General features: G+C 46.1%; 13 protein-coding genes and 2 riboswitches. All 13 genes read left to right on the top strand.

Annotation, left to right across the window (positions count from 1 at the left end; translation table 11 throughout):
- The first annotated feature begins 222 nt into the window (after positions 1–222).
- A riboswitch (cyclic di-GMP riboswitch) is annotated at positions 223–313 on the top strand.
- Between the two features lie 178 nt (positions 314–491).
- The 13 genes from V1499_RS21580 (at position 492) to V1499_RS21520 (ending at position 14,880) form a co-directional block, all read left to right on the top strand.
- Positions 492–3,326, top strand: a complete 2,835-nt coding sequence (locus tag V1499_RS21580; protein WP_409272473.1) for an LPXTG cell wall anchor domain-containing protein — start codon at positions 492–494, stop codon at positions 3,324–3,326.
- A gap of 58 nt (positions 3,327–3,384) precedes the next feature.
- The gene (locus tag V1499_RS21575) at positions 3,385–4,158 is read left to right on the top strand and encodes a class D sortase (RefSeq protein ID WP_409272471.1); all 774 of its coding nucleotides are present in this window, start codon (positions 3,385–3,387) and stop codon (positions 4,156–4,158) included.
- A 158-nt stretch (positions 4,159–4,316) separates the two neighbouring features.
- Positions 4,317–4,408: riboswitch (cyclic di-GMP riboswitch) on the top strand.
- Between the two features lie 15 nt (positions 4,409–4,423).
- Entirely contained in the window at positions 4,424–5,239 is an 816-nt protein-coding gene (locus tag V1499_RS21570) for a transglutaminase-like domain-containing protein (protein ID WP_409272469.1), read from the top strand.
- 524 nt (positions 5,240–5,763) lie between these two features.
- A complete protein-coding gene (locus V1499_RS21565; protein ID WP_409272467.1) occupies positions 5,764–6,138 on the top strand; it encodes an NADH-quinone oxidoreductase subunit A in 375 nt (124 codons plus the stop codon).
- On the top strand, positions 6,129–6,641 hold the full coding sequence (locus V1499_RS21560; protein WP_316570553.1) for an NADH-quinone oxidoreductase subunit B family protein: 513 nt from the start codon (positions 6,129–6,131) through the stop codon (positions 6,639–6,641). The genes V1499_RS21565 and V1499_RS21560 overlap by 10 nt, the downstream gene beginning before the upstream one ends.
- A 3-nt stretch (positions 6,642–6,644) precedes the next feature.
- Positions 6,645–7,886 (top strand): NADH-quinone oxidoreductase subunit C, encoded by a 1,242-nt coding sequence (locus tag V1499_RS21555; protein ID WP_409272465.1) that lies wholly within the window; start codon positions 6,645–6,647, stop codon positions 7,884–7,886.
- 3 nt (positions 7,887–7,889) lie between these two features.
- The gene (locus V1499_RS21550) at positions 7,890–8,990 is read left to right on the top strand and encodes an NADH-quinone oxidoreductase subunit D (RefSeq protein WP_409272463.1); all 1,101 of its coding nucleotides are present in this window, start codon (positions 7,890–7,892) and stop codon (positions 8,988–8,990) included.
- Positions 8,990–10,000: an NADH-quinone oxidoreductase subunit NuoH gene (nuoH, locus tag V1499_RS21545; RefSeq protein WP_409272461.1), complete on the top strand. Its 1,011-nt coding sequence runs from the start codon at positions 8,990–8,992 to the stop codon at positions 9,998–10,000. The genes V1499_RS21550 and nuoH overlap by 1 nt, the downstream gene beginning before the upstream one ends.
- Before the next feature lie 81 nt (positions 10,001–10,081).
- Positions 10,082–10,501 carry an NADH-quinone oxidoreductase subunit NuoI gene (nuoI, locus tag V1499_RS21540; RefSeq protein WP_316570546.1) on the top strand — a complete coding sequence of 140 codons (420 nt, stop codon included), beginning with the start codon at positions 10,082–10,084 and terminating at the stop codon, positions 10,499–10,501.
- A complete protein-coding gene (locus V1499_RS21535; protein ID WP_316570544.1) occupies positions 10,498–11,007 on the top strand; it encodes an NADH-quinone oxidoreductase subunit J in 510 nt (169 codons plus the stop codon). The genes nuoI and V1499_RS21535 overlap by 4 nt, the downstream gene beginning before the upstream one ends.
- 1 nt (position 11,008) lies before the next feature.
- The gene (gene nuoK / locus V1499_RS21530) at positions 11,009–11,326 is read left to right on the top strand and encodes an NADH-quinone oxidoreductase subunit NuoK (RefSeq protein ID WP_316570543.1); all 318 of its coding nucleotides are present in this window, start codon (positions 11,009–11,011) and stop codon (positions 11,324–11,326) included.
- A 168-nt stretch (positions 11,327–11,494) separates the two neighbouring features.
- Positions 11,495–13,360: an NADH-quinone oxidoreductase subunit L gene (gene nuoL / locus V1499_RS21525; protein ID WP_409272458.1), complete on the top strand. Its 1,866-nt coding sequence runs from the start codon at positions 11,495–11,497 to the stop codon at positions 13,358–13,360.
- The gene (locus tag V1499_RS21520) at positions 13,360–14,880 is read left to right on the top strand and encodes an NADH-quinone oxidoreductase subunit M (protein WP_409272456.1); all 1,521 of its coding nucleotides are present in this window, start codon (positions 13,360–13,362) and stop codon (positions 14,878–14,880) included. The genes nuoL and V1499_RS21520 overlap by 1 nt, the downstream gene beginning before the upstream one ends.
- Positions 14,881–14,884: the final 4 nt, after the last annotated feature.

The following is a 14,884-nucleotide window of genomic DNA, read 5'->3' as shown; positions in this document are numbered from 1 at the left end:
CATAAAACTATATTGCTATTGCAACCCCTAAAATCGAATTCTGTAATTATTTATGGTAAAAAAGGCCAATTTTATTCAATTGGCCTACATCCCATCTAGGTATTTTCTACCTTTATTGCAAATAAATACTCAAATTGGTTTATTGAGGATATATCCGGGTAATCAATAAACTGTAATCAAGGCTTAATGCATCAGCTATTTAAGTGTTAGTAAGTACATACTAGAAGCTAAAGGCAAACCATTCGAAAGGGTGGGACGCAAAGCCTCGGAGCCTGCTTCCGAATTATCTCGGAATGGCCGTCCAGCTGCCAGAAACCTTTTTCTGGCAGCTTTTTGGTGTTTTACATTATTTTTTAATAATAATGAAGGATGATATGTCCTTATCATTATTAAATATAAATTTACAACAGGGAGGTGTCTTGTCAACATAAGACTGAATATTCGGTAATTTTTGTTTATAACATAAATGAATAGGACAGGAGGGTTATTATTTGAAAAAGATTGTAGTAAGAAACGCTGCGATATTTCTTTCAGTACTACTTATGATTTTTAATATGCTTCCTGTGGGAGCCGCGTTCGCGAAACAAGGGGGAGAAGAAGAAACTAAAGGAGAAACTAAAACTTTCGTCCTCAACGTATCAAACCTTGTGGCGGGAACATATAAAGATCTTGATGGTCCACTGGAAATTACCGTGGAAACTGCGGGAGGTGCGGGAGGTTGGAGTTGGACCTCCAATCTTGAAATACAAAGCATTCACATTGGGCAATCATCATTAAACGATTTTAGTGGTGGGAAATCCGGCATCTTGCCTGCTCTAGCGGGTAATGATATTACCAGCATTACGTTTTCTTATGTTGTAAAAGAAGAGAATAACGGTGGCGGCCAGGAAGGTGACAAGAATCCCGGTAATGGAAACGATAACGGCAGCGGGAAGGACGATAACGGAAAGAAGAACAAATATAAGGTGAATTTGATTAAGGGATGCAATCCGCTGGCTGAAAGTACTTTCTTTATCCTTAACGACGACAAAAATACTAGAATCAATCTTACCAAGGGCATGAATGAACTGGATGTTGAGCTGGATGATATCTCCAAAGTAGGAGTAGTCCTAAAAGGCGGTAAGGAACTCGTTTACAATAAAGATGATGTTTATGTTAAATCTCCAAAAAATGAAAATGGGACTAAAATTTTTAAAATTGAATGTAAAGAAAAGGCCGGAGCCGCAGTTAAACTTGTTGTTAAAAACTGCGTTGGAGCTTTTGACCAAGCGTGGCTGCTTCTAAATGGGAAAAACCCAATTGAGTTTACTTCCTTAAGCAATCTGATGCTTTTCCTGGATGAAAATCCTGATGATATCGTTGGAATCAGGTTAAAAGTTGGAGACAAAAAAACAGATTACTTGCTGACAGATGCAAAGGTAACGAAAGAAACGGTAAACGGAGTAATAGTGATCAAAATCCACTGCAACGAAAAGCCTCCGGTTGAAAAACCTGAAATGACAAAAGTCAAGGTGGCCCTAAAAGGCTGCGTAGGATTGGTGGATAAAGCTTGGCTGATCCTTTCGGATGGAACCGAAATGGAGTTTACCTCCCTTGGAAAGCTGCTACTTGAGCTTGAAGGCAACATGAACATGGAGGGAATTCAAGGAGTAAAATTAAAGGTTGGAGATAAAGAGACAACCTATCTTCTGACAGACGCCAAAGTAACCAAGGAAAAGATTGACGGGAAAATTGTAATAACAATCAATTGCGGGGAAAAGCCACCGGCTGAAAAGCCTCAATTGACAAAAGTAAAGCTTGTTGTAAAAGGATGTATCGGGCCTTTCGACAAAGCGTGGCTTGTTCTCTCCAATGGGAAAGAAGTTCAATTCACATCGCTCCTCAACCTCCTTCTGACCCTTGAGGAGGGCGTAAAGCTGGAGAATATCGTAGGGGTAAAGCTGCAAAACGGGGATACAACAAAAATGTATTTGCTGTCTGACTCCAATGTTACGGAAGAAACTGTAAACAGCACAATAATAATTAAAATTAATTGTGAAAAGGAGCAGCCTCCAGTTGTACCTGCTATCACTAAAATCAAGCTGTTGATTGAAGGCTGCATCGGCCCGGTCGAGAATGCAGTTCTATTATTGAAGAATGGAACAGAAGTACAAATTAATTCGGAAACACTCGAATTGTTGTTGGATCTCGGCATTAATAACATTGAAGGTTTCAAGCTGACCGTGTACGGCCAAGTAAAAATGATTAAACTGGCCGATCTGGCAGCGAACCTGATCACATTAAAAGATGGAACGTTAACCGTGAAGCTTGACTGCGACCTTGCGGAAGGCGGCAGTGCTTTTACCAAAATAAAACTAGATCTATCAAACTGTATCGGAACGATCACTAAAACCGAAGTGGTTTTAAAAAATGGAACAAAGATTGAAGTTCTAAACAATATGGTTGATCTTAAAGCCGCTTTGGCATTGGATTTGATTGATCGCGTTGAAGTAACAGTTAACGGGCAGGTTAAAACATTCAAGTTATCTGAACAACCTGATGCATCTAAAATAGTTTTAAATGGGTTGCTGACCTTAAAGCTGGAGTGCCCTGCAGCACCACCTGCGGATAACGGCGGCGGTGGCGGAACACCTCCGGGAGATAACGGTGGTGGCGGAACAACCCCTCCTGGAGACAATAGCGGTGGCGGGGGCGGTACGACTCCACCGGCTCCACCAGTAATCGTCATTCCGGAAAACCCAACACCTGGCGGGCCAATCGTTGAGGCAAAAGAACTTGCATGGATAAGTCTGCTGGCCAGCGGATGTGCAAACATTGGAGCCAACGGAAAAATCCTTCTGAACAATGGGCAAACTATTGCCTTCACACTTAAAGAATCTGGAGCCCTTGTTGATGTCAACCTCGATTTGAATGAAATCATGGGTATTGAGGTGGAGTTAAACGGAACTCCGACTACATTCACAATGAACAAGCTGCAGGTAAATAAGGTTGACAAAATCCTCCATGTAATGCTTATTTGTGAATCAATCACCCCACCTCCACTACCTGCCGACCCAGGCAATGGCGGCGGGACTGACCCTGGTACCGGCGGCGGAACCGATCCTGGAACAGTGGTAGATCCTGAAGATCCTGCAACAGGCGGGGAAAGTGATGAAAATCCTCCTATAAATATTGGTGACAATGAAACACCAGGAGGAAATGTAGGCGGGTTTGATGGATCGCTTCCTCAAACGGGTGAATCCAGCCCGATGCCATACTACTTCATTGGAATGCTGCTGGCGATTGCTGGATTTGGAATGCTACGCGCAGGCAAAGTGCAAAGCTAAATAACATGGGAGGGAGGAGGCTGAACTCCTCCCTCTATTTCATTGAAGGAGTTTGCTAATGAAAAAGACGGCGGCAATTTTACTGATTTTAATAGGGTGCGGATTTCTCTTATTTCCAATGTCCAACAGAATGTACAGTGAATATATGCAGGAAAAACTTCTTAAGGAATGGGAGCCTTCTGGCCAAGCTTCGGCAGCTGCTGGGAGTTCCGCTGCGGAACATTATCGTGGCCTTGATGAAGTCTTTTCATCCGGACAAGATCTCGACGTAGTGCCTTCAGCAAGCTCGGATGATGAATCAGAAGAACAAGAAACCGAGAAAAAGAGTGAAACGCAACAGGCAGGCCAAAATGGAACCACGGTTCAATCCTTAAACAAAAAAGTGCCAACCCAAAATGCTTCCTCCGGGAAAAAGAAACAGCAAGCATCTTCGCAGGTTATGGCAGTTTTGCAAATCAAAAAAATCGGTTTAAAGATACCAGTCCTTGAGGGAGCTACCATGAAGAACATGAAAAAAGGGGCGGGCCTCATAACAGGGACAGCACTGCCCGGCCAACCGGGAAATAGCGCCATTGCGGCACACCGAAGCCGCGCCTACGGGCAAATGTTCAACAGGCTGAATGAAATGGAGAAAGGCGATACGATTGTCATTAAAGACAAAAACAAGACGTATACCTACAAGGTATATAAAATAAAGGTTGTTAAGCCGACGGATACTTCGGTTCTAAATGCAATCCCGCAAAAGCGGATTCTTACCCTCGTTACTTGCACCCCGATAAAAACAGCTACCCACCGGCTGATTGTCCAGGCGGAATTAATAGAAAGCAAGTAAATGCCACCCTTTTCAATAAGGTGGTATTTTTCTGTTTTTCAGCTACTATCCGGTTACCGAATTACAAATCCTGACAAATTCCTGAACTTTTTAAAAAGCATGTAGAAAATTTTGTAAGTATGAATTATACTACTACTATATTAATAGTAAAAACTTTTCAACGAAAACGGCAAACCTATTGAAAAATAGGGACGCAAAGCCATAGGGCCTCAGTCTTTTCCATGAAAAGAGTGGCAGCCTGGCTACCGAAAGGAGAGTTATTTTTTTGCGCAAATTTTTTGTCTGCCTTTGTTTTATAGTACTTTTCATCCCAGCATATTCAATTTCCGCGCCGTCTGAAAAGGCAGCAGCCAACGCGGTTGCACAGCCGGTTGATACAAGCTTGATTGCAAGTGGGGTAATCGGAGTCAAGTATAGCAACCAGGTAGGGAAAAGGGTAAAGGTTGCGATCGAGAAATCCGGGAACGTCTATTTTTATGACCTCCCAAACGATGGTACTATCAATTATCTTCCCCTTCAAATGAAAAATGGGAGCTACAATGTCAGTGTCTACGAGCAGATTAAAGGGACGAGCTACCTTCCTGTCCATCAAACTGCCGTACAACTGTCGCTCAAGGATCTTAACCAGGTTTACCTGCAATCCGTCCAAAATGTTCACTGGAATAAATCAATGAAGCCGATTAAAAAGGCAGCTGAATTGACCTCGAAGTTTAAGAGGAACGAAGATAAGGTAAAAGCCATTCATAGCTATATTGTAAAAAATGTAAAGTATGATTCTCAAAAACTGAAAACGGTCCAGCCTGGATACATTCCAAGTATAGAAGCTACATTCGAGGAGAATAAGGGAATCTGCTATGATTATTCCTCCTTGTTCGCCGCCATGCTTAGAAGCCAAGGCATTCCCGCAAAAGTTGTAATGGGATATACGCCAGGGGTAAAAGGATACCATGCCTGGAATGAAGTCTATATAAAGGAAATGAATAAATGGGTGGTTATCGATACAACGGTCGATGCCAGTTCAAAAAAAGCGTCGTCCATTTATAAAAAGAGTACCCTTTATAGTAAGGAAAAAGAATATTGAGCAATATTGCCCGCCTAAATGTGCGATGAAAAGCCGTTCAGGCGGGCTTTTGTGTCCAAAATTTGTCAATCAACCCCTAATTCCTTTTGAATAATGGGTTGAAAGGAATGAATCAATTTATATAGAATAAAATGGAATGAATATTGGGGGAAGGTGAATAGGGGCAAACGCCTTTTTCGACATTTTTTTGAAAAAAGCTAAAGTATGGGAAAAAATATGCGGTACGTTGACAAACCTCACTGACAGCCGAATTTGCCACATGTAAAGTGTAGGGGCGGACACATTCGTATTTGTTGCCGGGATGCGAAACAAAGCTTCCATTATAGCATGTATGCCTTGTATCCAAGCATTATTTTCCCAAGTATTCTTTCAAAATAGGAGGGAATGGATTGAATTTTTTAGGGAAGGAAGGGGGAGCCTCTTTTTGCCAATAGGCTTGTCGACACAGAAATCTAACAATGCTATAATGAATTCGGTTACAAATTTCATTAGTTTGAAAATTTTACAACATTGGAGGGATGGGCATGGAATACTTGAATTTATATCAGAATAATTATCTGATAGTTTTTGTGTTTCTATGTCTGGGGGTTTTACTGCCGGTAGTGGCATTGTTTCTGGGTAAGCTTCTGCGTCCGTATAAGCCAAGCGATGCGAAGTATACAACATATGAAAGCGGTATTGAACCGTTTCACGATTCCCGTGTTCAATTCAATGTCCGCTATTATATTTTTGCCCTGATGTTTGTTATTTTCGATGTCGAAACGGTGTTTTTATACCCGTGGGCTGTAGCTTATGAAAAGCTCGGGATATTTGCGTTGATCGAAATGCTTATTTTCGTATTGATGCTTGTGCTCGGGCTTGTTTATGCATGGAAAAAGAAGGTGTTAAAATGGATTTAAAATTGGATGGTATCTCACCTCAGGAAATGGAAGAAATGAGAAGGAATGTGTTTTTGACAACGCTTGAGCAGGTTAAGGCATGGGCAAGGAGCAACTCCCTTTATCCGATGACTTTCGGGCTTGCCTGCTGCGCGATTGAAATGATGGGCAGCGGTTCCTCACATTACGACCTGGACAGGTTTGGATCGTTTTTCCGTACCTCGCCTAGGCAATCCGACTGTATGATTGTTTCGGGAACGGTTACCAAGAAAATGGCGCCAATTGTCCGCCGGCTCTACGACCAGATGCCAGAGCCTAAATGGGTGATTGCAATGGGTTCATGCGCTACTGCGGGAGGGCCGTATATAAAATCCTATTCGGTTGTAAAAGGCGTTGACCAAATTGTCCCGGTAGATGTCTATATCCCGGGCTGCCCGCCGAATCCAGCAGCGTTGATCTATGGAATCAACAAACTTCGAGAAAAGATTCGCTACGAGGCGAAGACGGGGAAGAAGGTGATCTAACCGATGAGCGGGGAGAAAGATCTGGAGCAATTAAAGAAAGAAGCGGTTGAGAAAGCAAAGGCAGCCGCGGCAGCGAAAAGGGCAGCAAGGGCAGCACAAGCCGAGGGAAAATCCGCGCAAACGGATAAACCGGTTGATGCAGGCTCCGAGTCTGGCGGTACTCAAAATTCCATAACGGAAAATGCGGTTGGGGAAGTTACTGAAAAGGGAAATCCCGAATCAACCCCTCCACAATCAGCGGAAGATAACACAAATATGAAAGCGGTTGCGAATCCTGCTGATTCCAGCCCTTCGGATGAAAAGGCGAAAGCTGCGGCTGCCGCGAAGGCAAAGGCGGCAGCAGCAGCGAAAGCAAAAGCGGCCGCACTCGCGAAGAAATCGGGAGAGGGCGCACCTGAAGCAGGCGGGGACGATGAAAAAGCGAAAGCAGCCGCCGCCGCGAAGGCAAAGGCAGCCGCAGCAGCAAAAGCGAAGGCAGCGGCGCTAGCGAAGAAATCGGGAGAAGGAGTGCCGGAAGCAGGCGGGGACGATGAGAAAGCGAAAGCAATCGCCGCCGCAAAGGCAAAGGCGGCCGCAGCCGCGAAAGCGAAGGCAGCGGCGCTTGAAAAGCAATCAGGAGAAGGCGCTTCGGAAGCAGGCGGGGACGATGAGAAAGCGAAAGCAATCGCAGCCGCCAAAGCAAAAGCCGCCGCAGCTGCCAAAGCAAGAGCCGCAGCAGCAGCCAAGGATGGTGGGGAAGCAGATACGGAAGCAACGGCAGCTCCATCACCGAATCAGCCTTATCTTGATAAATATGTAAAAGTCATTGAGGAGCATCTTGGGAAAGACGTTCTTGAAGATTACTATATTAATAAACTTTCAAAAGATGTACCGACGCTGGTCGCAAAACATGATACCTACTATAAAGTGGCCCAGTTCCTAAAATTTAATGAACAACTTGGGTTTGATTATTTATCCGAGTTGCATGGCAGCGATTTTGAAACCCATTTGGAACTATATGTGCATTTATTCTCATATAAAAACAGGCAATCTGTAGCCCTGAAAGTAAAGATTGACCGTAACGCGCCAACAATTGAATCCCTGCAGCCGCTTTGGGCTGGAGCAGATTGGCCTGAATGCGAGGCTTATGATTTACTTGGCATTACATTCACGGGGCATCCGCATTTACATCGAATCCTGCTGGGAGAGGATTGGGTTGGCCATCCACTTAGAAAAGACTACGAGCAATACGACGTGGAGGTATAACCAATGATACGTACAGAAGAAATGCTGCTAAACGTAGGGCCGCAGCACCCGAGTACCCATGGGGTGTTCCGCCTTGTCGTCAAGATTGATGGGGAGACCATTACTCATGCCCAGCCGGTAATTGGCTATCTGCACAGAGGTACCGAAAAAATAGCTGAAAATCTTCAATACACACAAATCATCCCATATACAGACCGGATGGATTATATCTCATCGATGACGAATAATTACGTCATCTGCCATGCCGTCGAAACGATGATGGGTATCCAGGTCCCTGAACGTGCCGAATACCTCAGGGTTATCGCGATGGAATTGAACAGGGTCGCAAGCCACCTTGTCTGGTGGGGAACTTATTTATTGGATATGGGGGCAGTGAGCCCGTTCCTTTATGCCTTCCGTGAAAGGGAAATGATTATCAACATGCTGAATGAGCTGTCGGGTGCGAGGCTGACCTTCAACTACATGCGCGTTGGCGGGGTAAAATGGGACGCGCCGGAGGGCTGGATCCAAAAGGTACAGGAGTTTATTCCTTATATGAGGGAGCAGCTTAAAGGCTATCACCAGCTTGTCACCGGGAATGAAATCTTCATGAACCGGGTTAAAGGAGTTGGCCGCTATACGAAGGAAGAGGCTATCCAGTATTCGCTGACAGGGCCAAATCTTAGGTGTACCGGCGTTAAATTCGACCTGAGAAAAGACGAGCCATACTCTATCTATGACAGGTTCAAATTTGATGTAATCACAGAGGAAGGCGGGGATTGCTGGTCCCGCTACCATGTAAGGATTCGTGAGATTGAGGAATCACTCAAAATTTTGGAGCAGGCATGCGAACAATTCCCAGAAGGCGGGGAAATCCTTGCCAAAGTGCCGAAAATCATCAAAGCGCCAAAAGGCGAAGCGTATGTACGGATTGAATCGCCGCGTGGGGAAATTGGCTGCTACATTGCAAGTGATGGGAAAAAAGAGCCTTACCGCTTGAAATTCAGGAGGCCGTCATTCTATAATCTTCAGATTCTCTCGAAGCTGCTTGTCGGAGAAAACCTGGCGAACATGATTGCCATTCTCGGAGCAATTGATATTGTCCTAGGGGAGGTGGACGGTTAATGGTAGAGGAACTACTTACTTCATCCCCCGGGCTCGTTAACTTCGGGATATTCTTCCTGCTTGCAACCGTTTTGCTATTGGTAGTGCTTGCATTCGTAACATATGGCATTCTTGCCGAGCGCAAGGTGATGGGCTACATGCAGCTGCGCCACGGGCCGAACCATGTCGGAGGCCGCTGGGGTCTCCTGCAGACTGTGGCCGATGTATTGAAGCTCCTTCTTAAAGAGGATGTTATACCAAAAATGGCCGATAGGCCGCTCTTCATCCTTGCGCCTGTCATCGCATTTGCACCGTCTTTCATGGTACTGGCCGTCCTTCCGTTTACGGACAAATTCCAGTTTGCGGATATCGGCGTCGGCCTTCTATATTATATAGCCATCTCTGGCATAACAACGGTCGGAATTGTGACTGGCGGCTGGGCCTCCAACAATAAATACGCGCTTTTGGGCGGTATGAGGGCGGCTGCCCAGATGATTTCCTATGAAATTCCGCTTGTCATGTCCGTCCTTGGCATCATTCTGTTAACGGGAAGCCTGAACTTGAACGATATCGTTGATGCGCAGCGGAATGGCTGGTATATCCTTCTTCAACCAATTGGTTTCATTGTATTTTTAATCGCATCCGTAGCGGAATTGAACAGGACGCCATTTGACCTTCCTGAAGGCGAATCCGAGATTGTCGCGGGTTACCATATTGAATATTCCGGTTTCCGCTGGGCGTTCTTCATGCTTGCGGAATACGTTTATCTTTTCGCTATGGGCGCTTTGACAACTGTACTTTTCCTTGGGGGCTGGCTTCCGCCGCTGTCAATCCTGGACTTCATCCCAGGAGCTGTTTGGTTCTCGCTGAAATTCAGCGTAGTCATCTTTATCCTGATCTGGTTCCGCGTAACATACCCTCGTTTCCGGGCGGATAAACTGATGGAATTCGGCTGGAAGGTTTTGCTGCCGGTAGCGCTGGCAAACGTCTTCCTTACCGCATTGATCAAAGAACTATTTAAACTGTTTTAAACATAAACGGGGATTGGCACGACTAGCGTTCCCGACAGGAAAAACAGATTTCTTTTATCACGCACCAAAGGGGTGAAAAACATGCTTGGATTGGCAAAAGGCTTAAAGTATACCCTTAAAAACCTGACCAAGGAAAAAATCACATACGAATATCCAAAAAAACCGCTTCCTCTTCCGGACCGGTTTCGGGGAATCCAGAAGTTCTATCCTGAAAAGTGCATCGTCTGCAACCAGTGCGCCAACATATGTCCGACAGAGTGCATTCAGTTGACAGGCAAAAAACATCCGGACCCGACGAAAAAGGGGAAAGTGATTGATACGTATGACATCAACTTTGAAATTTGCATCCTTTGCGATTTATGTACAGAGGTTTGTCCGACTGAAGCAATCGTAATGACGAATAATTTCGAGCTTGCCGAGTATAGCCGGGACTACCTCTTTAAAAACCTTGAGTGGCTGGATGAAAATGACGAGAATGTTCGGAAGGTGAATAAGGCATGATTTCAGGTGAATTTTTGGCTTTTATGTCACTTGCGCTAGTGGCAGTCATCGGGGGCGTGCTCTTATTGAACCTAACAAAGGTCATCCACATTATTGTCGCTCTCGTATTTACTTTTATCAGCATCGCCGGGATATTTGTCCTGCTGTCCGCGGAATTTTTGGCGGCGGCCCAGATTCTCATTTACTCCGGGGCAATTACAATCATTATGCTTTTTGGAATCATGCTTACAAAGCATGATGATGAAAGTGAGTCTAGCACGGGGAAATGGAGAAAGTTCCTACTGCTGCTTGGCGTCGCCGGATTTGCAGCGGCGTTTTATTTGGGAATATACAATCTCGACCTTGGCCCCGGCTCAACCGAGCTCCATGTGAACAATACTGAGCAGATTGGGATTGCGCTTTACTCCAGGTTCATTATCCCGTTTGAATTAGTTTCGGTTGTTCTGCTTGTTGCGCTTGTAGGCGCAATCATTCTTGCGAAAAAAGACGATAAGGAGGCGGAATAATATGAACTCTGGAGTTCCTGCATCTGCCTTCCTCGCGCTTGCCCTGATTTTGTTCTGTATCGGCCTTTACGGAGCCCTGACAAAGCGGAACACAGTAATCGTTCTTATATCCATCGAACTGATGCTGAATGCGGTTAACATCAACCTCGTTACATTCAGCAAGTATGGAATCACCCCTTCCATTGACGGGCAGATTTTCACACTGTTCGTGATGGCAGTGGCAGCCGCCGAGGTCTCGGTAGGCCTGGCAATCCTGATTTCCCTCTACAGGAACAGGAAGACAGTAAACATAGATGAAATGGATATTATGAAAAACTAACTGTGATTCATTCCGGATTAGTGGGCTGCCGGCACCATGAGCAGGCTGCCCGGAATTCTTCCACCGCGGGACCTGCACCTGCGGAAACCCTGTGCAGCAGGGTGAAATCAGGCGCGCAGCCAGAAATACTTCTGTATCAGAACGCGCGTTCATAAAGGGGATAGTGTATTGATGGAAAATGCATGGATCATACCGCTTTTCCCGCTTTTATCGTTTTTGATTCTTCTTCTATTTGGTAAACGGCTCAAAGAGGCAAGCGCCTTTGTCGGAATCGCGCTGACACTCGCTTCGCTGGCAATGTCAGTGGCGGTACTTATAGACCGGTTCTCGGCGCCAACATACAAGTCCGAGGCCGTGTGGCTTACAATAGGAGATTTTCAATTAACAGCGGGCTTTGAAGTGAACCAACTTAATGCATTAATGCTGTTTATCGTGTCGCTTGTTAGCTGTCTCGTACATATCTATTCCAAGGGATACATGCACGGTGACGAGCGCATTCCGGTTTTTTACGCGTATCTTGGGTTATTTACATTTGCGATGCTTGGCCTTGTCGTATCGCCAAACCTCCTGCAAACCTATATTTTCTGGGAACTCGTCGGAGTTGGTTCCTTCCTGTTGATCGGGTTTTATTTTTACAAGGAAGAAGCGAAGGCGGCGGCCAAAAAAGCTTTTATCATGACCAGGATTGGGGATGTCGGGCTTTTGATCGGCATGATTCTATTATTCTGGCAAACGAAAAGCTTCGAATATGATGAAATTTTTGCCGCGGTTGATGCAGGAGCCATCACCGCAGGAATGCTCACCCTGATTGCCATCCTGATTTTCATTGGCGCCATGGGCAAATCGGGCCAGTTCCCGCTCCACACATGGCTTCCGGATGCGATGGAAGGCCCGACTCCTGTTTCGGCATTGATTCACGCCGCAACGATGGTAGCGGCCGGTGTCTATCTGGTGGCAGCCTTGTTCCCGCTTTTTGCCGCCAGTAAAACTGCGTTGCTGACGGTGGCGATTATCGGAGCCTTTACAGCGATTTTTGCGGCGAGCATCGGCCTTGTTCAGAAAGACATCAAACGAGTCTTGGCTTATTCAACGGTCAGCCAGCTCGGCTACATGATGCTTGCGCTCGGTTCTGCTGGCTATGTTGCCGGCGTGTTTCATCTGATGACACACGCATTCTTCAAGGCACTTTTGTTCCTTGCGGCTGGAAGTGTCATTCATGCGGTCCATACACAAAATATTGAGCAAATGGGCGGTTTGTGGAAAAAGCTGAAACTAACTGGCCCGCTATTCCTGATTGGGACGCTCGCCATCAGCGGTGTGCCATTGTTCTCAGGATTTTTCAGTAAAGATGAAATTTTGATTGCCGCTTGGGAAAACGGCCATCCCGTATTATTCTTGCTAGCACTAATTGCGGCATTCTTTACAGCGTTTTATATGTTTCGGCTTTTCTTCATGGTCTTCTGGGGTGAATCCCGTTCGAACGTTAAGAATGTCCATGAATCACCAGCCAGTATGACAATGCCGATGATGGTGCTTGGTGTGCTTGCAGTCGTGGCCGGCTATGTCAACACGCCATGGTTCGGAACGTTCCTTGGCGACTGGCTTGTGGATGGGAATCCGGCTTTGGGCCACGGCCATATTGAAGGCCCTGCCTGGATCATGATCGCGGCAACAGTTGTCTCATTGGCTGGAATTTACCTTGCCTGGCTCATGTACGGGAAGCGTTCGCTGTCCCGCGACTGGCTCAGCTCGGCGGCGCCTGGGGCTTACAACGTCCTTTACAACAAATATTTCATTGATGAGTTTTACGGTCTCACCATTATCAATCCAACAAAAGTGATTAGCCATTTCTTCCGCTATATCGATGTGTTCCTCGTTGAAGGGATAGCTTCTGCTGTTGCCGGAACAATTCGCGCATTTGCCAAAACGGGTTCAAAGCTTCAATCCGGGCAAATCCAAACATATGCGGCGGTTGCCTTTATCGGACTGGCCGTTTTGACAGTCATCTTTGCGCTGACAGGGGGGTATTTGTAGTGAACCTTTCTTCTATACTGACCATTTTGGTGTTCTCCCCGCTGCTCGGCATTATCGTCCTGGCATTTTTGCCAAAAACAAATGAAAAAGCGATAAAACTGGTTGGATTCCTTGCAACTCTTCCGGCACTGCTCCTATCGCTCGCGGCCTATGCGCATTATCTTGCCGGTAAGGATTTGGCCGATTTCTCAACAAGGGTCGATTGGATCCAGTTTGGCGGTTTCAAACAAATGGGAGAGAAGTACTTTTCCATTTATTACGAATTAGGGATTAATGGGTTCTCCCTCCTGATGATTGTCCTGACGGCTGTTGTCGCTTCATTGGCTGCAATCGCATCAGGCATGATCAAAAAGGAGTGGAAAGGGTATTTTATGCTCTTCCTTCTTCTGGAAGTAGGCATGCTGGGCGTCTTTACAGCGCAAAACCTTGTCCTGTTCTTCCTTTTCTTCGAATTAACGCTCATTCCGATGTTTTTCCTGATTGGAAAATGGGGTTATTTTGAAAAAGAAAAAGCGGCTTACAGCTTTCTGATTTACAACGGGCTTGGCTCGGCTGTCCTGTTGATTGTTATCATGGTCCTGTTCACGAGGACAGGGACATCGAATATCGAACTGCTGGAGCAGCTCATGGCAAATCCGGATGCGCAATTGATGGCTCCGATTTCCGATGGGGCGAAAATGGGGCTTTTAATCGCCTTATTGGTGGCATTTGGAATAAAGCTGCCAATCTTCCCATTGCATAGCTGGATGCTCCGCGTCCACGTTCAGGCGCCTCCCGCGATTGTCATGATTCACTCAGGGATTCTTTTGAAAATTGGCGCCTTCGGTTTAATCCGTTTCGGGATGGGCATTTTTCCGGAGCAGTTCAAACAGCTCGCCGTCGTGCTGGCTATCCTTGGCGTAGTGAATCTCCTGTTTGGAGCATTCCTTGCTTTTATCCAGACGGATTTTAAAATGGTTTTGGCGTATTCGTCGATTTCTCACATGGGAATTGTCCTGATTGGCCTTGCAGCATTGAACGAAGCGGGGATCCAGGGTGCAATCTTCCAGGTAATCTCGCACGGCCTCATTTCCGCATTGCTGTTCTTCCTGGTTGGTGTATTTTATGAGCGTATGGACACGTCGCTCATCGCCAATTTGGGCGGACTGGCAAAAGGCATGCCGGTTGCGGCCGGTATCCTGCTCGCTGGAGGGATGGCATCTCTTGGCCTTCCGGGGATGTCGGGATTTGTCAGCGAATTCATGGCCTTCCTTGGCTTATTCAAGGAAATGCCAGTCCTCGCAGCCATTGGATGCATTGGAATCATCATGACAGCCGCCTATCTCCTCAGGGCAATCCTCGGCATCACGTATGGCATGCCGCAGCGTGAATTTACGGGAGTCCTGGATTTAAAAGGGGTTGAATATGTGCCGGCATTGACATTGCTGTTCCTCATTGTCCTGATCGGCGTATACCCAAGTGTGCTCAGCTCACCGCTGGAATCCGCACTTAAAACTATCATGCTTGGGCTGGGGGGTTGATGAA

It is taken from the genome of Neobacillus oceani (genome assembly GCF_046237595.1).
GTDB classification, from domain to species: Bacteria; Bacillota; Bacilli; order Bacillales; family Cytobacillaceae; genus Bacillus_D; species Bacillus_D oceani.
This window is presented reverse-complemented; position numbering and strand designations above follow the sequence as displayed.